Source organism: Flavobacterium sp. CG_9.1 (assembly GCF_015751645.1).
Lineage (GTDB): Bacteria > Bacteroidota > Bacteroidia > Flavobacteriales > Flavobacteriaceae > Flavobacterium > Flavobacterium xanthum.
In genome coordinates this window covers 110,484-130,841 of the sequence record NZ_JADOVC010000006.1, presented here as the reverse complement: position 1 = coordinate 130,841, position 20,358 = coordinate 110,484, and the positions used below count along the sequence as shown (strand labels likewise).

The 20,358-nt window shown below is 33.9% G+C and carries 20 protein-coding genes; 7 read left to right on the top strand and 13 right to left on the bottom strand.

The genetic code is table 11. The features are described from left to right. Positions 1–8: 8 nt before the first annotated feature. The 6 genes from IWX83_RS05210 to trmD all read right to left on the bottom strand — a co-directional run bounded on the left by IWX83_RS05210 (position 9) and on the right by trmD (position 7,053). Complete coding sequence (locus IWX83_RS05210; protein WP_196828121.1) at positions 9–671, bottom strand: thiamine diphosphokinase; 663 nt, start codon at positions 669–671, stop codon at positions 9–11. Positions 672–937: 266 nt separating this feature from the next. Further along, positions 938–1,759, bottom strand: coding sequence for a DUF4249 domain-containing protein (locus IWX83_RS05205; protein WP_196828119.1), 822 nt, complete (start codon positions 1,757–1,759; stop codon positions 938–940). 41 nt (positions 1,760–1,800) lie between these two features. Beyond that, complete coding sequence (locus IWX83_RS05200; RefSeq protein WP_196828117.1) at positions 1,801–4,182, bottom strand: TonB-dependent receptor; 2,382 nt, start codon at positions 4,180–4,182, stop codon at positions 1,801–1,803. Positions 4,183–4,325: 143 nt separating this feature from the next. After that, complete coding sequence (locus IWX83_RS05195; protein WP_073354308.1) at positions 4,326–5,549, bottom strand: isocitrate dehydrogenase (NADP(+)); 1,224 nt, start codon at positions 5,547–5,549, stop codon at positions 4,326–4,328. A 298-nt stretch (positions 5,550–5,847) separates the two neighbouring features. Next, positions 5,848–6,198, bottom strand: coding sequence for a 50S ribosomal protein L19 (rplS, locus tag IWX83_RS05190; protein WP_091257111.1), 351 nt, complete (start codon positions 6,196–6,198; stop codon positions 5,848–5,850). A gap of 177 nt (positions 6,199–6,375) precedes the next feature. Beyond that, complete coding sequence (gene trmD, locus IWX83_RS05185; RefSeq protein WP_074723946.1) at positions 6,376–7,053, bottom strand: tRNA (guanosine(37)-N1)-methyltransferase TrmD; 678 nt, start codon at positions 7,051–7,053, stop codon at positions 6,376–6,378. A gap of 351 nt (positions 7,054–7,404) precedes the next feature. Here trmD and IWX83_RS05180 point away from each other — a divergent pair, with 351 nt between their 5' ends. Beyond that, a complete protein-coding gene (locus IWX83_RS05180) occupies positions 7,405–7,941 on the top strand; it encodes a lipocalin family protein (RefSeq protein ID WP_073354347.1) in 537 nt (178 codons plus the stop codon). A 163-nt stretch (positions 7,942–8,104) separates the two neighbouring features. Further along, positions 8,105–9,037, top strand: a complete 933-nt coding sequence (locus IWX83_RS05175; protein WP_196828115.1) for a peptidylprolyl isomerase — start codon at positions 8,105–8,107, stop codon at positions 9,035–9,037. 101 nt (positions 9,038–9,138) lie between these two features. On the opposite strand, the gene IWX83_RS05170 is transcribed toward IWX83_RS05175, so the two are convergent. Then, positions 9,139–10,023, bottom strand: a complete 885-nt coding sequence (locus tag IWX83_RS05170; protein WP_196828113.1) for an alpha/beta fold hydrolase — start codon at positions 10,021–10,023, stop codon at positions 9,139–9,141. A 141-nt stretch (positions 10,024–10,164) separates the two neighbouring features. Here IWX83_RS05170 and IWX83_RS05165 point away from each other — a divergent pair, with 141 nt between their 5' ends. Continuing rightward, on the top strand, positions 10,165–10,503 hold the full coding sequence (locus IWX83_RS05165; protein ID WP_073354300.1) for a tRNA-binding protein: 339 nt from the start codon (positions 10,165–10,167) through the stop codon (positions 10,501–10,503). Between the two features lies 1 nt (position 10,504). On the opposite strand, the gene IWX83_RS05160 is transcribed toward IWX83_RS05165, so the two are convergent. The 3 genes from IWX83_RS05160 to IWX83_RS05150 form a co-directional block, all read right to left on the bottom strand. After that, positions 10,505–11,425 carry a hypothetical protein gene (locus tag IWX83_RS05160; protein WP_196828111.1) on the bottom strand — a complete coding sequence of 307 codons (921 nt, stop codon included), beginning with the start codon at positions 11,423–11,425 and terminating at the stop codon, positions 10,505–10,507. Between the two features lie 91 nt (positions 11,426–11,516). Further along, complete coding sequence (locus IWX83_RS05155; RefSeq protein ID WP_073351593.1) at positions 11,517–11,897, bottom strand: PUR family DNA/RNA-binding protein; 381 nt, start codon at positions 11,895–11,897, stop codon at positions 11,517–11,519. Positions 11,898–11,968: 71 nt separating this feature from the next. After that, positions 11,969–13,729 carry an ABC transporter ATP-binding protein gene (locus tag IWX83_RS05150; protein WP_196828109.1) on the bottom strand — a complete coding sequence of 587 codons (1,761 nt, stop codon included), beginning with the start codon at positions 13,727–13,729 and terminating at the stop codon, positions 11,969–11,971. Positions 13,730–13,930: 201 nt separating this feature from the next. Between IWX83_RS05150 and IWX83_RS05145 the strand changes: the two genes are divergently transcribed. The 3 genes from IWX83_RS05145 (at position 13,931) to yajC (ending at position 16,437) form a co-directional block, all read left to right on the top strand. Next, positions 13,931–15,037: a Glu/Leu/Phe/Val dehydrogenase gene (locus IWX83_RS05145; protein WP_196828107.1), complete on the top strand. Its 1,107-nt coding sequence runs from the start codon at positions 13,931–13,933 to the stop codon at positions 15,035–15,037. Between the two features lie 185 nt (positions 15,038–15,222). After that, positions 15,223–16,134, top strand: a complete 912-nt coding sequence (gene nusB, locus IWX83_RS05140; protein WP_196828163.1) for a transcription antitermination factor NusB — start codon at positions 15,223–15,225, stop codon at positions 16,132–16,134. A 30-nt stretch (positions 16,135–16,164) separates the two neighbouring features. Continuing rightward, positions 16,165–16,437 (top strand): preprotein translocase subunit YajC, encoded by a 273-nt coding sequence (gene yajC, locus IWX83_RS05135; protein WP_066081751.1) that lies wholly within the window; start codon positions 16,165–16,167, stop codon positions 16,435–16,437. 77 nt (positions 16,438–16,514) lie between these two features. On the opposite strand, the gene IWX83_RS05130 is transcribed toward yajC, so the two are convergent. The 3 genes from IWX83_RS05130 to IWX83_RS05120 form a co-directional block, all read right to left on the bottom strand. After that, on the bottom strand, positions 16,515–16,958 hold the full coding sequence (locus IWX83_RS05130; RefSeq protein WP_139259414.1) for a hypothetical protein: 444 nt from the start codon (positions 16,956–16,958) through the stop codon (positions 16,515–16,517). A gap of 410 nt (positions 16,959–17,368) precedes the next feature. Then, the gene (gene pepT / locus IWX83_RS05125; protein ID WP_073351602.1) at positions 17,369–18,622 is read right to left on the bottom strand and encodes a peptidase T; all 1,254 of its coding nucleotides are present in this window, start codon (positions 18,620–18,622) and stop codon (positions 17,369–17,371) included. 74 nt (positions 18,623–18,696) lie between these two features. Then, on the bottom strand, positions 18,697–19,173 hold the full coding sequence (locus IWX83_RS05120; RefSeq protein ID WP_196828105.1) for a hypothetical protein: 477 nt from the start codon (positions 19,171–19,173) through the stop codon (positions 18,697–18,699). A 115-nt stretch (positions 19,174–19,288) separates the two neighbouring features. On the opposite strand from IWX83_RS05120, the gene IWX83_RS05115 reads away from it, so the two are divergent. Next, a complete protein-coding gene (locus IWX83_RS05115) occupies positions 19,289–20,308 on the top strand; it encodes a quinone-dependent dihydroorotate dehydrogenase (protein ID WP_196828103.1) in 1,020 nt (339 codons plus the stop codon). Positions 20,309–20,358 lie beyond the last annotated feature (50 nt).

Sequence of the window (20,358 nt, the reverse complement as noted above, 5' to 3'; positions counted from 1 at the left end):
ATAAATGTTTAGTCCATGCATTCCATCATCAATAAATCGCCTTCATTATGTTCTATTGTTACGATGCCGTCTTTGATTACGTGATTGCTGCTTCCGGTTCTGTAACCAATGGTCAAACTGTCATCTTTCAATGGATAAAATAAATTATCCGAATGGATTCCTGTAACGTGACCGATAGGAATTAATGAAATAGGAGTGTTCGCTGTATACCATTTTTCGAATTTCTTGGGCAATAAAAAGACTTTTGAATGATCGTCCAGAATGACAATTTTCAATAGATTTCTGTATCTCGTGATGTTAGTCAGATTTGTAATCGTGTGATCTGCTCTTCGTCCGGTGGCCCAAACTACGTTTACGGCAGGAATTTTTCGTTCGATTAAATAGTCAAAAGCCTTCTCTAAATCGGTTTTATTTTGATCTGGCGTATGAATAATTTCAATTGGATATTGAGTCGTTTTATAAATTTCAGGATCAAATCCTCTATCAAAATCTCCTAAAAGCACATCGACTTTGATGTCTAATTCCATTACGCGAACCATAGCCGAATCCAATACCACCACAAGCGGTGACCATTCCAGTAATTGACTTAATAATTCCAGATTACAGGAAGCGCCGTTGGCAATGATTAAAGCGGGTTCTTGGTCGTCGCGAACGATATGGTGTGAAGACATGAGGATTGTAGATTTAAGAAATGTGAATTAAGATTTTAGATTTTGGCAATCGATAATAGAATAGATTGTAGGCTGTAAAGTTAGTTAAAATATGTAAACTGGAAACTGCGACTGAACTTTAGCCCAGATGGCAATGAAAACCAAAACAGGTTGTAAACTTTAGTTTTCTGGCTGTAGAAGAGCGACCAAAGGAAGCTCCTTATACAGACTGGAAAACTGTTTAGAACCTGTTTTTGGTTGTAATGAACAGCTGGATTAGCTCCTAATTATTCAATCGTATAATTTCTAACATCGATTTCACTTAGGGAGAAATAGCCCAAAGGATAATTAGCCGAATTAGTGGTGTTGATAACATTTCCTCTCACGGTTGCCGGTGGAGATTGAAAGGGTCCACCGCCATTATTTCCGGCAATACTGACTAAAACACTCATGTAATTATAGTAGGTTTTTGAAATTCCGAAGTGCGTTACCTCAATTTTATCGTCTTTTTTTAATTCATCATTTTGCGAAATACTAAAAAATTCGTTTCCGTTGAAAAACTCATCCTGATCCACATAAAAATTTGATTTTACCTGATTGGAATATACATATTTGTAAAGATAATAATTAGGCTCACCAGCTGGATCTTGGTAAAATGTTTTAATTTCTTTTTCGTTGCCTGTAAAACCACCTTGGTTGTTTTGAACAATTTTAGTAATGGCCGTAACAGGTTTCAAGGTTTCGGTTGCAGTGTACGTATTACCATTGCTGATAACCGTCAGCGTGTAGGTTTCGTTTATAAGCGGAATAAAAGTAGCGCACGTATATTCACCGGTATTCGCAATTTCCGAAAAAGTAAAAACCAGATTAGTGCTATTTTTTATGGAAACTGTTGCTCCAGAAACTTTTGGAATTTCAGTGCTATAAAATCCTGTTGTAGTAGTCAATTTTATTTTTTGTTGATTTCCCACAGTTCCTTTTTTCCAATTAATAGCTGCTTCAATAACCAGTTTTGGTGGCGCATTGTCTAAATCTACTTCAATAACCTCTTCGCAACTGGTTGAAAAAATAGCTATTAAAAGTATGAGATATAGTGTTATTTTTTTCATAATTTCATGTTTTTATTTTGTTCTCTTTTGAAAGACTATCCTTAGAATTTAAAGTTATAACTCACTGCTGGAACTATACCAAAAATAGAAGTTTTTATGGCTTCATTGCTACCAGTATCAGCATTTTGTCTGAAATTGATTGAAGCAGCATTTTTTCGATTGTACAAATTGTAAATGCTAAAAACCCATTCGCCTTTCCATTCTCTATTTTTATTTTTGCTGGGCGTTAAAGTGGCAGCAATGTCAAGATGGTGGTACGCTGGAAGCCGATTTTCATTTCTCAGTCCGTAACTAGGTACATTGATTCCTAGGTATTCATATTGTCCAACAGGATAGGTCACGGGTTGTCCCGTTTGCAAAGCAAAATTAGCTCCAAAAGACCATTTTTCGTTTAAATTATACGATGTGGTTACCGCAACATTATGCAGTTTATCATACACTGAATTGTACCATTGCCCGTTGTTGATCCCGGTTTCTATTGGGGTTCTTCCTGGAGTTTGTTGCTCTGATTTGGATAATGTGTACGAAATCCAGCCATTAAATTTTCCTTCGTTTTTTCGGAACATGATTTCTAAACCATACGATCTTAATTGACCGTTTAGGATTATTTGCTCGATGGCTTTATTGGCAATCAAATTAGCACCATCAATATAATCCAATCGGTTTTGAACTTCTTTATAATAGGTTTCAACTTCAAGGGAATACATGTCATCGTTGAAGTTTTTAAAGTAACCCAAAGCGACTTGATCGGCAATTTGAGGTTTGATAAAACGATCACTTGGCGTCCAGACATCAAGCGGAGTAGGCGATGAGGTATTCGAAATCAGTTGCAGATATTGCACCATTCTGTTGTAACTTGCTTTGATCGATTGGTCGTCGTTGATTTGATACGCCAAAGAAAATCGAGGTTCCAGATAATTATAGCTCTTCATCACTTTGTTACGGTCGTAGAATTTGGTGCCAATTGGAGTTGCTTTTTCATAAATCTGTAAATCTGAATTAAAGAGCACCGGATTGTCATTTTCATAAATATTCACCGTAGATTGTCCTAAACGGTAAAACATACTGTAACGTAATCCGTAAGATAATGCTATTCTATCGGAGATTTCGTGGTCCGCATTGATGTAAACTGCAGGTTCGAAAGCATATTTTTTATCCAATTGGTCAAAGTTAATTCCGGAGTCCGCATCTGATGGTCTGATGGTTCCAGGATTGAACTCGTAATAGATTCCGTTTAGCCCGTAATTCAATTTGAATTTATCTGAAATATAATTCTTAAAATCGTATTTGACATTATAATTTTTGATGCCCGAATCCCATTTGAAACCAACAAAATCCAAATCTAAACCATAATAATAATCGCTGTAAATAAGCGATAAATTCGAAAATAATTTTTCAGAAAATAAGTGGTTCCAGCGCAGGTTTACCGTGGCATTCCCATAAATATTGGTAAAGCTTTTATTTAAGCTAAAAACATCCCTACCAAAGTAACCAGATAAGTATAAGCTGTTGTTGGTGTCTAATTTATAGCTCAATTTAGTATTCAAATCATAAAAATAAACAGAGTTGTTTTTTTGTTCTTCGGAAAGCTTAAGGAATAAATGTCCATACGAACTTCTGCCGCCAATAAGGAACGAACCTTTGTCTTTTACCAAAGGTCCTTCGGCCAAAATCCTACTGGAAATTAATCCAATTCCGCCATTTACATGAAAACTTTTACTGTTACCATCTTTTTGATAAATATCCAAAACAGATGATGCTCTTCCGCCATAACGTGCTGGAATTCCACCTTTGTATAATTTTAAATCTTTGATAGCATCCGGATTAAAAACAGAGAAAAATCCAAAAACATGCGATGAATTAAAGATCGTTGCTTCGTCTAATAAAATCAAATTTTGGTCGGCTCCACCACCACGAACATTGAAGCCAGAGGCGCCTTCGCCTGCATTAGTAACTCCGGGTAGTAATAAAATTGATTTTAAAACATCGACTTCTCCCAAAACGACAGGCATTTTTTTGATAGCTGAAATAGAAAGTTTGTTGACACTCATTTCGGGTTTCTTGATGTCAATTTTTGTTTTATTGTCTGTAATGATTACTTCTTGTAAAGCCGTTTCATTGCTAAATAAATTAAAATTATTTTTTATATTTTGGTTCAAAGCGATCGATTCTTCAATGGTTTGATAGCCCAAATAACTTATTTGAACGGTATAGTTTCCTTTTGGTATCGTAATGGAGAAAAATCCGTATTCATTTGTTGTTACGCCAGTTTTTAACGCTGGAATTACAACGTTGACACCTATTAAAGTTTCATTGCTATTGGCGTCTATAATAGTTCCACTTAGCGTAAATTTTTCTTGAGCGAAACCCGAGAGCACGGACAGTAATACAACTAAAAAGGTAATAATTTTCTTTGGAGTCATTGTTTAAATTTTATCGAAATGAAAAAACGCAAAGTACACTAAATTGAATAGTAATTGTCATATAACAATTGTTAAGGTATTGCTAATATAAAAAAAAGACAACCGTTTCGGGTTGTCTTTTAAATATATATAGCAGAAAATAATTAGGCTAGTTTAGCATCTAAATTTTCTTGGATAGCTGCCAAAAAAGCCTCCGTAGTCAAATAGTCTGCTGCAGTCAAACCTTCTGGTTTTACTAACATGGCTAAATCTTTAGTCATTTTTCCACTTTCAACAGTATCAATACAAACTTGTTCTAGTGCATGACAAAAATCAATTAAGGCTTGGTTTTCGTCTAATTTACCTCTGTGTTCCAATCCTCTTGTCCAGGCAAAAATAGATGCAATTGGGTTCGTTGAAGTTGCTTTCCCTTGCTGGTGCTGTCTAAAGTGACGCGTTACTGTTCCATGAGCTGCTTCTGCTTCTAATGTTTTTCCATCAGGAGTTACTAAAACAGAAGTCATTAGACCTAAAGAACCAAAACCTTGTGCAACAGTATCGGATTGTACATCACCATCGTAGTTTTTACAAGCCCAAACAAATCCACCACTCCATTTCATTACAGACGCAACCATGTCATCAATCAATCTGTGTTCGTAAGTAATACCTGCTTCAACAAATTGTGCTTTGTAGCTCGATTGGTATACTTCTTCAAAAATATCTTTGAAACGACCATCATAGGCTTTCAAAATTGTATTTTTTGTAGAAAGATACAAAGGCCATTTTTTTGTCAATGCCATTTGAAATGAAGAATGTGCAAAACCGTAAATACTTTCATCAGTATTGTACATAGCCATTGCAACTCCGTCTCCTTTATAATCGTATACTTCCCAAGTTTGAGTTTCTCCTTCTTCAGGCACAAAAGTCATGGTTAGTTTTCCTTTTCCTTTGATGACAGTATCAGTAGCTTTGTATTGATCTCCAAAAGCATGACGGCCAATAACAATAGGTTGTGTCCAGCCAGGTACTAAACGTGGTACATTTTTCATGATAATTGGTTCACGGAAAACGGTTCCACCTACAATATTACGGATGGTTCCGTTTGGAGATTTCCACATTTTTTTTAAACCAAATTCTTTAACGCGGTCTTCATCTGGGGTAATGGTGGCACATTTTATACCAACATTGTATTTTTTTATTGCTTCAGCAGAATCAATTGTGATTTGATCATTGGTAGCATCTCTGCTCTCCATTCCTAAATCATAATATTTAATATCTAAGTCTAAATAAGGAAGAATTAATTTTTCTTTAATAAAAGACCAAATAATTCGTGTCATTTCATCTCCATCCAATTCTACAATTGGATTGGCTACTTTAATTTTTGTCATAATGTATTGCTATATGTAATTCTTATTTTTAAACGTGGCTACAAAGGTAATAAAACGATATCGTAAAAGAAAATGCGTTTTCATTAAGTTTTTAGTAGTATAAATTGAATTATGGAATTAGTATTATTGCGAATCTAAATTGCGAATATGAAAATGAATTTCCTTATAAATTATCAAATAAGAGCTATCAAAATTCTTTTGTTTTAGTTAAAATCTACTGAATAATGATTGTTACTTTGGGTTTAAACCAAAAAAAAGTCCCAACAGTGTTGGGACTTTTATAGTAAAGAGATAGTGACTATCTTCTTTTGTCTTTAATCTTAGCTTTTTTACCAGTAAGTTCTCTGAAGTAGAAAATTCTAGCTCTACGAACTGCACCTTTTTTGTTGATTTCAATTTTCTGTAAAGCTGGCAAGTTAACTGGAAAGATACGCTCTACTCCAATAGCACCTGACATTTTACGAATTGTGAAAGTTTCTGTATTAGCAGAACCTCTTCTTTGGATAACAACTCCTTTGAAAAACTGTGTTCTAGTTTTTTCACCCTCTCTAATTTCGTAGAAAACTGTGATAGTGTCTCCAGCTGCAAAAACTGGGAATTCTTTTCTTGTTACGAATTCGTCTTGAACGAATTTCATTAAATCTGCCATGATATTTTTAATTATGGGTTGCATTAAATCAACATTCACGGATCTCGCCAGAGGTTAAACTAATGTGGGCGCAAAAGTAAATAAAAAAGTTTAAAGTTTAAAGTTTTTCTTGTTTAAAGTTTAGAAGTTCTTGAATACCAACTTTAAACCTGAAACTTTAAACCTGAAATAAATTTTTTACTCCTCCAATAAATCCGGTCTTCTGTTCTTAGTATGTTCGTAGGCCATATCCTCACGCCATTTGTCTATTTTAGCAAAATTCCCTGAGGTTAAAACCTCTGGAACTTTCCATCCGTTATAATCTGCTGGGCGTGTGTATATAGGTCCTGACAATAATCCGTCTTGAAAACTATCCGTCAATGCTGAGGTTTCGTCACTCAAAACTCCTGGAATCAATCGGATTAAAGCGTCTGATAATACCAAAGCTCCTAATTCACCGCCACTCAATACATAATCACCAATTGATATTTCTTTGGTAATAAAATGATCGCGTACGCGTTGATCCACCCCTTTATAATGTCCGCAAAGGATAATAATATTTTCATACATTGACATGGTGTTCGCCATTTTTTGGTTCAAGGTTTCCCCATCTGGCGACATATAAATGATTTCATCGTAGGTTCTTTCGCTTTTCAAATGTGTAATACAGGCATCAATAGGTTGCACCGTCATCACCATTCCTGCACCACCACCATAGGGATAATCATCCACACTTTTTTGTCTGTTGGTCGTATAATCCCGCAGATTATGGAAATGAACTTCCACCAATCCTTTATCAATAGCACGTTTCATAATCGAAGCCTCAAACGGACTTCTCAATAATTCTGGGAGAACAGTAACAATATCAATGCGCATAATTTTTCTTAAAAAGGTTCTAAGTCGCAAAGGTACAAAGATGCGGAGGTTTTCAAATAACCAAATACCCAATTCAACTATTAAACTTTTCTTTCGGAGCTTTTTCCAGCTTTACACGCTATCTTTTCTTGCTTAAAGAAAGCAAGAAAAGGATGTTGTCTCAATCTGGGCTAGGGTTTAGTCGAATTAGAACATTTTCGTTATTACAAAGACTTAGGGAGCATAGCACCACAAACAAAAGCTGCTATGACTAATGTAGAGATTTGTATTGTTTTGGTAAATCTTAAAGTATTCTAAATTGTATTGATTTACAATTTTTTATTTCTGAATTTTGATATTCAATGAATGATGATGAAAAATAAAATTCGAGTTTTAGGAAGTCTAACACTGCTCTCGGCAAGTCTGTTGGTTATGAATTCCTGCAGTTCTATGCCTAAGGGAGCAAAGGTAATTCAAGATTTTGAGAAAGATAAATACTTAGGAAATTGGTACGAAATTGCACGGCTGGATTTTATCTTTGAAAAAAATTTAAACAATACAACCGCTGAATATTCATTAAACGAGGATGGAACGATTCAGGTGGTAAATCGAGGGTATAATTACATAAAGAACAAAGATGTAGCATCTACAGGCAAAGTGAAGTTTGCAGGTGATGCAAAGGAAGGGAAATTAAAAGTTTCTTTTTTTGGACCATTTTATTCGGGATATAACATTATTGGACTTGATTCGGACTATAAATATGCTTTGGTTGCAGGTAAAAGTCTGAAATATCTGTGGTTGCTTTCGCGGGATAAAACAATGCCACAAGAGGTAAAAGAAGCATATTTAAAAACGGCGAAAGATCTTGGCTACAAGACTTCCGAACTTATTTGGGTAAAACACAATTAGTTTCTACAAATAGAAGAGGGGGATGATTTACAGTCTTTTTTGCCAAAATGGCTCAGTAACAATCACTAAAAAATGGTCTTCCATTAACTGAATCCATTTAGTGAGAATTTTCAAATTGTCTAATTTAATTCGTAAATTTGCGCTTTAACAAAAATTAAAAAAAATGGAAAACGGAATATATGCTAAATTCAACACCACAAAAGGTGCTATTTTAGTAAAACTTACACACGATTTGACTCCAGGAACAGTTGGAAACTTCGTAGGATTGGCGGAAGGAAACATAGAAAATAAAGTAAAACCACAAGGGGTTAAATTTTATGATGGATTAAAATTCCACCGTGTAATTCCTAATTTTATGATTCAAGGGGGTTGTCCTCAAGGAACAGGAACTGGAGATCCAGGATATAAATTTGATGATGAATTTCACCCAAGTTTGAAACACAACCGTCCGGGAGTTTTAGCAATGGCTAACTCAGGACCTGGGACAAACGGTTCACAATTTTATATTACGCACATTCCAACGGATTGGTTGGATAACAAACATACCGTTTTTGGTCATGTGGTAGAAGGTCAAGATATTGTTGATGCTGTTGAGCAAGGAGATGTTTTAGAATCTTTAGAAATTATCAAAGAAGGTGAAGAAGCTAAAAATTGGAATGCAATTGAAGCATTTATCACATTCAAAGGATCTCGTAACAAACGTGATGCTGCTGTAAAAGCAGAAGTGGAAGCAGCGATGGAAAAATTAGCAGCTGGTTTTGAAAAAACAGAAAGCGGTTTGCGTTACCAATTCATCCAAAGAGGTGAAGGTAAAAAAGCAGAAAGTGGAAAAACAGTGGCTGTTCACTATGAAGGTTCTCTAGAAAATGGTAAAGTTTTTGACTCTTCTTATCCAAGAAAAAAACCAATTGAATTTAAATTAGGTCAAGGTCAGGTTATTGAAGGTTGGGATGAAGGAATCGCTCTATTGCGTGTAGGCGATAAAGCCCGTTTTGTGATCCCATCGGATTTAGGATATGGATCTCGTGGTGCTGGTGGAGCAATTCCACCAAATGCTACTTTGATTTTTGACGTAGAATTAATGGAAGTTAAATAGGTAAAACTGTTTATAGAATTACAAAATCCCATTCGCCGCGGCGAATGGGATTTTTTTTGCAATTCAGAAATTTTGGTTTGTCAAATCGGTTGCGGTGTACGCTATGAATTTAAAAATTCAATTAAATCACTATTTAATTTGTCTTTTTCAATGTAAAACAACCCATGAGGGGCTCCTTCATAAATGATAAATTTATTGTCTGGAATCAGTTTTGTCGCTATCTCAGAAGTTATTTCAATAGGGACAGTTTTGTCCTCATCCCCATGAATAATTAAGGTAGGAACATTCACGGATGCCATTTCTCCTCGAAAATCAGTAGAGGAAAATGACTTGGCACATTCTAAAGTCGCACGAGGTGAAGCAAAAGAACACAGCATTCTATAATAATCCAACAAAGGAGTGCTTATAGGTTGGCTGATAAAACTTACCCCAAAAAACGTTTTTCCAAAATTATCTAGAAAACCAATGCGGTCGGCCTTAATTTGCTCTGCCATTCCATCATACTTTTCTTGTGGAACACCGTTAGGATTGGAGTCCGTTTGCAATTGAAACGGGGTCACTGACGATATAAGTACCGCTTTTGAAACGCCTTTCCCACCATGACGACTGAAATAGCGTACCACTTCGCCACCGCCCATTGAAAAGCCAACAAGTGCGGCTTCTTCCAAATTCAATTGCTCGATAATGGCTGCTAAATCATCCGTTAAAGTGTCATAATCATAACCGTCCCAAGGTTGAGAAGATTTCCCAAAGCCACGACGGTCATACGCAATAACTCTAAAGTTATTTTGAACTAAAGTGTCAATTTGGTATTCCCACATTTCATTAGATAAAGGCCATCCATGTATAAGGATAACGGGTTTACCTTGTCCATAATCTTTTACATATAATTTTACATTTGGTGCTGTTTCAATATACATATCTATTCCAGTTCTTGTTTCATCCTGAATATTTTTTTTGCGCAATTCACTGTTTTTCATTTCCATACTAGTTATTATTTATATGCGGAATTAATATTAGTTTTGTAAAAGTAGACGGATGCTATGAAAATAGCTTTATAGAATTAGTGTAAATAGTTGTAAAATTTATAGGTTTGTTATTATGTCCTAATATTTAATAAATTAATTATGGAAAACATCAGCTGGCCGGAATTTGAGAAAGTAGAAATGCGTGTGGGAACTATAATGGAAGTGCATGATTTTCCAGAGGCCAGAAAGCCAGCTTATCACCTTACAATCGATTTTGGTTCTGATCTTGGAATTAGAAAAACATCTGCACAAATTACGAAAAGATATCAAAAAGAAGATTTAATGAATCGTCAAATCGTAGCCGTGGTTAATTTTCCTAAAAAACAAATTGGGAAATTCATGAGTGAATGCTTGGTACTTGGCGCGGTAGGAGAGCCAGGCGATGTGATTTTACTGGCTCCTGATTTTAAGATTGATAATGGTTTGCGAATAGGATAATTTAAGTTTCAAAAGTACTTGTTTTATTGGCTTCTAAAGTTTCGTATTTATTATGGATGGCTAATATTATTACTCCAAATAAAACGGCAGTAACAATCAGGATTGTATTCAGAATTCCTTCTGTACCAAAAGAAAGTTTTATCAGTATTGTCGAAATTATAAAACCCGAATTTCGGATGACTCTATTAAATTTATCCGATAAAAAAAAGGAGAATAAGAGTAAAAGAACTTCTACCAATATCAAAACTGTAAAAAATTTATCGAAGAATATTTTATTGATATCTTTTATTTTATCTACGATTTGCGTTAGTGAAAAGAAACTTTCATAAATCCAATGTCCTAGACTATAAAGCGATAGCACAACAAAAATGGGAATGAGCACAATCGCAAAAATGTTTTTAAGTTTTATAAATTTATTTACATCTAACGTTTTTTGAATTTTAGATTGGTTGATCTCATTTTTTCTGTTGAGGTTGTAAAAAACAAAAATTAAGAAGAATAAAAGTATAGTTGCTATAATGTCAAGCGTAAAATTCACATTCGTTTTTACAGTGAACCAGCTGGAGTTAATTTCTAATTTAGTTAAGTCTTTAAATATTCTACGAATAATAATTAATGTTATAATTTCATATTGTTTGCCTATATAGATTGTTGTTGATTTAGGTAAATAATAGACTAAAAGATACACTTCGTATATCAATATAAAGGAAAAAGGAGTATAAATGGCAGAGATTGGATTACTCAACAATTTCGAATAATCATTGACCAAAATAATTTCAAGATCAACCAATGCTATAACTAGCAAATGAAGTAAATAGCTAATTATAGCTACAGAGATAAAAAACTTTTCGGTTGTTTTCTTTGTCTTTTCAGATAAAAGAGCGGTATATAAAAAGCTAAACAATGATTTGGTTTCTGTCATTTGAGTTATATATATAGTAAACGTAATCAAAAAAGCCTGGAACTCATTTGAATTTCAGGCTTTTAACTTTCGTTTAAGCGTCTTTTAGCCATTAAATATCATCAAAATCGATATCCGTAAAACTAGATGTTTGTGGTAGGATCTCATCATCTGATTTTTCAGAGGCATATTCTTTTTTGAAATCTTTTTGGTGTCTTTCTGAAATTACCTCTTCGCCTTTATGGTTCAAAACGTAAGAAGTCATATCTCCTAAAATCTCAGCAAAAGCAGCAAAATCCTCCTTGTATAAATAGATTTTATGTTTTTTGAAGTGGAATGATCCATCTTCCTCAGTAAATTTCTTGCTTTCGGTAATGGTAATGTAATAATCATCTGCTTTTGTAGCTCTCACATCAAAGAAGTAGGTTCTTCGTCCAGCTCGTAAAACTTTAGAAAATATCTCTTCTTTTTCTAACATGTCATGTTCTCTCATAATCCTTTCTGTCAATTTATGGTTGTTAACTAGTTTCCAAAAATCTACAAAAAATATGTATTACACAACAATTAAAGCATTTCTTTTTCTGAAAGTTGTTTCAAGTACAAAGCGGCGTAATATCCTTCCTGATTTATCAATTGATTATGAGAACCTTGTTGTATAATTTGGCCTTTATCAATGATAATAATTCGGTCTGCGTTTTTAGCCGAAGAAACGCGATGACTAACAATAATAGTTGTTTTGTCTTTGCATATTTCATGCAAGTTGTTTAGTATCTCTTCTTCGGTTTGGGTATCCACAGCGGATAAGCAATCGTCAAATAGCAAAATCGGAGGATTCTTAATGATGGCTCTCGCAATAGAAACTCTTTGCTTTTGACCGCCAGAAAGGGTAATTCCCCTTTCGCCCAAAACTGTTTCGTATTGTTTACTGAAGCCCATTATATTATCATGAACAACAGCACTTTTAGCAGCAGATTTTACTTCTTCTTCTGTAGCATTTTCTTTTCCGAACATAATATTGTTCTTGATACTGTCTGAAAATAAAAAGGCATCTTGCGGTACAATCCCAATACTGTTGCGTAAATCAAAAAGATTGATGGTGCTTATTTCATTTTTATCAATATTTATTTTTCCTTCTGAAACATCGTACATTCTTGAAATTAGGGATAAAATGGTAGATTTTCCTGAACCTGTTTTGCCTAGGATAGCTAAAGTTTCTCCCTTTTGTACGGTGAAAGATATGTTTTGAAGCGCTTTGATATTGGTGTCTTCATAGGTGTAACTTACATTTTCAAAAGAAATAGTTCCTTCTATTACCGATTTGTTTTCGTTTTTATTTTTTATTTCTGGTTCTATTTTTAGAAATTCATTAAGCCTTTTCTGCGACGCTTCTGCTTCTTGAACCATAGACGAAACCCAACCTAATGATGCTACAGGCCAAGTAAGCATATTGACATACAATATAAATTCAGCGATGGTTCCAATGCTTTTAATGGTGCCATCGATATACATTAAACCACCAAAATAAATGACCACTAAGTTACTGATTCCTATTAGAGCCAACATTAATGGACCAAATAAAGACTGTACTTTGGCCAAATTCAAGCTTTTACTTTTGCTTTCATTCGCTAAATTAACCATGTTGTTTTGATGTTGATCCTCCAAAGAATACGCTTTTATCACGCGGATTCCAGAGAATATTTCTTGTGAAAAACTGGAAACTTTGGATAAATATTGTTGAAAAATGGTGCTTCTTACATTGATTTCTGAACTTAGCTTGAAAATAGCATACGATAAAAGCGGTAAGGGCAAGAGTGTGTACAATGTTAATGTAGGCGAGACATTATACATGTAAACAATAACAATAGCAAAACGGATAACCGTGTTTATGGTATACATTACTGCTGGACCAACGTACATTCTCACTTTTGAAACGTCTTCGCTGATTCGGTTCATTAAATCTCCTGTCCGATTTTGCTTGTAAAAATTTTGAGAAAGATTTTCATATTGGCGGAATACTTCGTTTTTTAGGTCAAATTCAATATGGCGCGACATCACAATTAGAGTTTGTCGCATCAAAAAAGTAAGGAAACCCGCAATGATCGTTGTGGCAATAATCAGTAAAATATTCGAAATTAATTCTTGATGAATCATGGATTTGGCCACGGTTTTATCTTTGGCGAAAGCTTCAATAACCTTAAATGATTTGCTGATCAACTTAGGAGTGAACAACATAAAAATCTGAGCTATAATCGTAAAAACGATTCCGAGTAGAAAACTGTATTTGTATTTGACGAAGTATTTGTTTAAATAACGTAATTCTTTCATTTTTTTAATATATTCTGTGTTGAAATGATTTTATTTTTAGGATAAAATTTTATTTTTAATAATTTAAAGGCTTAACTTTTACTTGTAAATCTTGCTAATTTGGTGATTTTTTAACAAAGCATTCATATATGTTTATATTTTGTGTAAATTTGGATTGTCTTTTTGACAAATTCATAATTTATCACTATTAAAACTTACACTATGAATGCAGCTTTCACAACTGGCAAGGAACTTCAAAAAATGGATCCCGTTTTTGGCCAATTATCATTTGATGATCACGAACAAATTGTATTTTGCAACGACAAAGATACAGGTTTAAAAGCAATTATTGGTATTCATAATTCGGTTATGGGTCCTGCTTTAGGCGGAACACGAATGTATAATTACGCAAACGAATGGGAAGCATTAAATGATGTTTTGCGTCTGTCGCGGGGAATGACTTTTAAGGCAGCAATCACAGGATTGAATATTGGTGGAGGTAAAGCAGTTATTATTGGTGATGCCAAAACACAGAAAACACCAGAGTTGATGCGTAAGTTTGGTGAATTTGTACATTCTTTAAGCGGAAGATATATTACTGCTGAAGATGTAGGAATGGAAACCGCAGATATGGATATCGTTAGAGATGTAACGCCTTATGTTACAGGAATTTCTGAATCTAGAGGTGGTTCTGGAAATCCATCTCCAATTACGGCTTATGGAGTGTATTTAGGAATGAAAGCAGCTGCTAAACAACAATTTGGTTCGGATGTTTTAAGCGGTAAGAAAGTATTGGTTCAAGGAATTGGTCACGTTGGTGAAACTTTAGTTGATTATTTAACCAAAGAAGGAGCAATCGTTACTATTGCTGATATCAATGAAGAAAAATTGAATGAAGTAGGAACGAAGTACAATGCAGAAATTTTCAGAGGGGAAGATTTATATAGCGCAGATGTAGATATTTATGCGCCTTGTGCTATGGGAGCTACGTTAAATGACGCTACTGTTTATAAAATTAAAGCAAAAGTTATTGCTGGTGCAGCTAACAATCAGTTGGCAGATGAAAATGTGCATGGAGCAATCCTACAAGAAAGAGGCATTTTATATGCTCCTGATTTCTTAATTAATGCGGGTGGAATTATTAATGTTTATGCGGAATTAGCACATTATGACAAAGCTGAAATTATGCGTAAGACGGAAAATATTTATAACACAACTCTAGAGATATTTGATTTTGCTCTTGCTAATAAAATCACACCGCACCACGCCGCTTTGACGATTGCTCAAAATCGAATCAATCAAAGAAAATTGGAGAATAGCAAAAAGTAATTTTAACTGTTCCATAATCCGTATTCAGTGTTCATTTCGTCTTGATCGATGCATACGGATTATGGAATACTTTTAAAATAAGCGATTATATATTTTATTTTAAAAAAGTAAAGACTTATTTTTGCAGGCTAATTAATAAAAGTTCTTACAAGGTGGTAAATAGAAGGCACATTCGCGTTAAAGTCATGCAATCCATTTATGCGATGCATCAAAGCGGTTCAGATAATTTAGAAAAAGAAGAGAAATTTCTTTTTTACAGTATCGACAATATTCAAGATTTATACCTAATCATGCTTTCTTCGCTGATTGAGATTTGTAAAACAGAAACAATCTTTTTGCATAAATCAAGTCTAAAGCATCTTGCAACTGCTGAGGAACGTAAGCCCAACGAGAAATTCATTAAAAACAGGATTTTTCAAATTCTTTCCGAAAACAACTCATTAAGTATTGCACTGGAAAACCGTAAAATTAATAATTGGACTTTAAACGACGATTATATTTTATTGCTTTTGAATGCGATAAAAGCAAGTAGTTTGTATGCCGATTACATGAGTAATGCAGTAAATACATTTGAAGAAGACCGACAATTTATTGTTGATTTGTTTATGGAGGTTATTGTTCCTAATGAAAAATTATACGACTATTTAGAAGATGATAAGTTGACTTGGGTTGATGATATTCCATTAGTGAATACGCATATCATCAAGCAATTGAAAGCGATTAAACCAGGTGAAGATGACAATTTTAGAGTACCAAAATTGTATAAAGACAATGAAGACAAGGATTTTGTAAAAGACTTGTTTCGAAAAACGGTTTTAAATGAAACTGAATTGGCAAAGGAATATCTAGATAAAACGCCCAACTGGGACAGTGATAGAATTGCTGAAATTGATACGATTATCCTTAAAATGGCAATTTGTGAATTCTTGAAATTCCCGTCCATTCCAATAAAAGTTACTCTTAATGAATATTTAGAAGTCGCTAAGGAATATTCTACACCAAAAAGTAGTATTTTTATCAATGGAATTTTAGATAATTTAGTAAAAGAGCTGCAAACCAACAAGAGAATCATCAAAGCTGGTCGTGGTTTAATGTAATAATTAACAAATAAAAAGAGAATTAAAATTATGGAACAATTAACTCAATTTGCACCGTTTATATTAATGTTTGTGGTGATCTATTTCTTTATGATCAGACCACAACAAAAAAGAGCTAAAAACGAAAAAGAATTTGAAAGTACGTTAAAAGTAGGTGATAAAATCATTACTAAAAGCGGTCTTCACGGAAAAGTTTCGGAATTAGCGGATACAACTGTTGTTGTAGAAACGATGTCAGGAAAATTAAAAATGGAGCGCTCTGCAATCTCTATGGAAATGAGTGCTGCATTGAACAAAAAATAATTCACTCCTTCTTATCAATATAAAAGTCCCAATCCGATTTTCGGTTTGGGACTTTTTTTATGTAAAAAACAATCCTATTATTTCTTATTCTTTTTATTCTTCTTTGCTTTTTTAGATTTTGCCTTGGCTTTTTTTGCTTTTATCTTGGCTTTAACTTTTGCTTTCTTCGCTTTGTCTTTTTTAGCTTTTTTTGCCTTTTTAGCTTTTGCTTTCGCTTTTTCTTTTGCATCGGCTTTTTTAGCCTTTTTCTTGTCTTTGTCTTTCATTTTCACTGTCTTTTTAGTGGTTTTTTTCTTGTCTTTTTTTTCTGCTACAACAGGAGTACTAGTGTCGCTTTCAACCGCGATAGTTATCGTTTCTTCAATAATTTCTGTTGTGATGGTCTCGTCTACAGGTTCTATAATCGCTACAGGCTCGTCTTTAACTTTGATTACGGGTGTTCTTTTGGCTCTAACCGGCTTTTTAATCTCCGGTTTTGATTCAGCCGGCTTTGTTGTTTCCTCTTCGTTTTGTTGTGTCATAGTTTATATTGTTAGTTTACTACTTGTTTTAATTACATTCTATATTCTGAATAATGTTATTAAATTGTTGTGTTATTGTAAGTAAATATAGTGATTTAAAACATAATGCAATGTTAAGCTTTTCATAGAATAGCTTTTTTTTATTTCAGTAAATCAATTATTTTCGAAACAATGGCATCTGAATTAAAAGTGTAAAACAAGGTTTTAATTTTGTTTTTCAAATAAAAATCGATCAAACTTATGGCCGCACGTTGGCTTATTAAAACAATAAAACCCCAAATCTGAATTTCAGAAATGGGGCTTTATTTTTACAGTAATAATCATTTAAACCTATGTTTTTCAGTAACACTGGAGGTAAACAAGTAATAATTTTATACGATCAACAGGTTAACTAGTTGTATTCCAATATTTTATTTTCTTGCACTATTTTCTATAGCGGTTAATTCAGCTATTTTAACGATTACTTCTACTGCTTTTTGCATGCTTTCTGCAGGAACATATTCGTATTTTCCGTGAAAATTATGGCCACCTGCAAAAATATTAGGGCATGGTAATCCTTTATATGATAACTGAGAACCGTCTGTTCCACCACGAATAGGTTTAATTAATGGTTTTATTCCAATTTCTTTCATTGCTTGTTCAGCAATATCCACAATATGTTTCACAGGTAAAACCTTTTCTTTCATGTTGTAATATTGATCCTTTATTTCGGCGGTAACGATATCTTCACCAAACTGTTTAGCAAATTTCTTATTTATTTTTTTAGTTATTTTTTCTATTAGCTCTTTACGCTTTTCAAATTTTTTCTTGTTGTGATCGCGAATGATTAATTCCAAAACGGTTTCTTCGATACTTCCTGTTAAGTGATGAACGTGAAAAAAACCTTCATATCCTTTTGTTTCTTGTGGAGTCTCTCCATGAGGGAGTTCATTGATGAAATCATTAGCGATCAGCATGGAATTGATCATTTTACCTTTGGCATAGCCAGGATGCACGCTTTTTCCTTTGAAAGTTATTTTGGCGCCAGCTGCATTAAAATTTTCGTATTCTAGTTCTCCTACTTGGCTACCATCCATAGTATAGGCCCAATCAGCTCCAAATTTATCTACATCAAAATGATGGGCACCACGGCCAATTTCTTCATCTGGTGTAAAGCCAACTCTAATTTTTCCGTGTTTGATTTCTGGATTATTAATAAGAAATTCCATTGCCGTAACAATTTCTGTAATACCGGCTTTATCATCGGCACCTAATAATGTAGTTCCGTCAGTGGTAATCAACGTTTGTCCTTTGTAAAGCAATAAATCTTTGAAATAACTAGGCGATAAAACAATATTTTTATCGGCATTTAATACGATGTCTTTACCATCGTAATTTGGTACAATTTGTGGTTTTATATTGGCTCCGCAAAAATCAGGTGACGTGTCAAAATGAGAAATAAATCCAATCGTTGGTACCTCGTGCTCCACATTACTTGGTAGTGTAGCCATGATATAAGATTTATCATCTATTGAAACGTCTTGCATTCCAATATTTTTCAATTCCTCAACTAGTTTATGAGCTAAATCCCATTGTTTTTTGGTACTTGGAGTTGTTTCTGAATTCGCATCGGATTCCGTATCTATAATTACGTAACTGATGAAACGATCGATGATATGTTGCATGGATTTTTATATGTTTAATTCAAGCAAATATATAAAAATGGAAAGGATAAGAATGTTTAAAAAAGTATAATTTATTAATTGTTTCCAAACATATTATAGGGATCGTAGGGAGAGGCGCTCACTTCTATAGTATCGATCGTGCCATTTTGATCGATGTCATTTTCAAAAGAAAAAGTAAAATTAGTAGCTATTAATGCGATCACTTTGTAAGTCAAAACAACTTGATTTCCGATATAGAAATAGAGTGTATCCTTTTTTATTTTCCAGTCCAATGTAGCACTGTTGTTCGTGCAATAATCATTTGTAAAAGTGGTTTCAATAAATTGATAAGCTTGTCCCGGTCTATTTAGAAAACCAAAAAAATCATTATTACAATTTGGATTATGCTCGTAATTATAATAGGTTCCGTTTATTTTCAAAACGTCATACCGCCACCCTTTTAATAGTAAATTGACATTGAATGTAGGTTGGTCAATTGATCCTATTTCTTCATCGTCATTTGAGCAAGAAATAGTTAACAGAATTAGCGCAAGCACAATTATTTTTTTCAAGTGATTTATTTTTGTGGTGATTGTACAAAAATAGCTTTTATTGTAAGTAATTGTTCAAATGTATGTAGCAAAACAGCAACTATTTTCTATTTTTGCACCACACAACTAACTACTCATGTATAAATTACTGATTCGCCCCATACTTTTTAGCTTTGATCCTGAAAAAGTGCACTATTTTACTTTTTCATTGATTCGCTTTGTATCAAAAATACCAGGTTTTCCAGCACTTTTTAAATCTCTTTATGAAGTAAAGGATTCTCGATTAGAAACGGAAGTTTTTGGATTAAAATTTAAAAATCCAGTAGGATTAGCAGCAGGTTTTGATAAAGATGCAAAATTGTATAAAGAACTATCGAATTTTGGTTTTGGTTTTATCGAAATAGGAACACTCACGCCAAAAGGACAAGAGGGAAACCCTAAGAAACGCTTGTTCCGTCTAAGAGAAGATAATGCAATCATCAATAGAATGGGCTTTAATAATGGAGGTGTTCATGAAGCGGTGGCACTTTTAAAGAAAAATAAAGGCGTTTTAATAGGCGGGAATATTGGAAAAAACAAACTGACGCCAAATGAGGAAGCCACGTCAGATTACGAAATCTGTTTTGAGGCGTTGTATGATTATGTTGATTATTTTGTGGTAAATGTAAGTTCGCCTAATACACCAAATCTGCGTGCTTTGCAGGATAAAGAACCGCTGACACAGTTGTTGCAAACACTGCAAAACAAGAATTTGGCAAAGCCAAAACAAAAGCCAATTTTACTGAAAATCGCACCTGATTTAACTGATGAGCAGTTACTAGATATTATTGATATCGTAAACGAAACTAAAATAGCAGGCGTTATCGCTACCAATACTACTATTTCCAGAGAAGGTTTACAGTCCGAAAATAAAGTTGAAATGGGCGGATTGTCAGGGAAGCCGTTAGCAAAACGTTCTACTGAAGTGATTCGGTTTTTATCCCAAAAAAGCAGTCGATCTTTTCCAATCATTGGAGTAGGAGGAATTCATTCTGCGGCTGATGCCCTAGAGAAACTAGATGCTGGAGCAAGTTTGGTACAATTGTACACTGGTTTTATTTACGAAGGACCTGCTTTGGTAAAAGCCATAAACAAAGAAATTTTAAAAAGATTGTAGTTTTTAAATCGTATTAAATACAGCATAACATCAAATTTTCTGAAATTTGA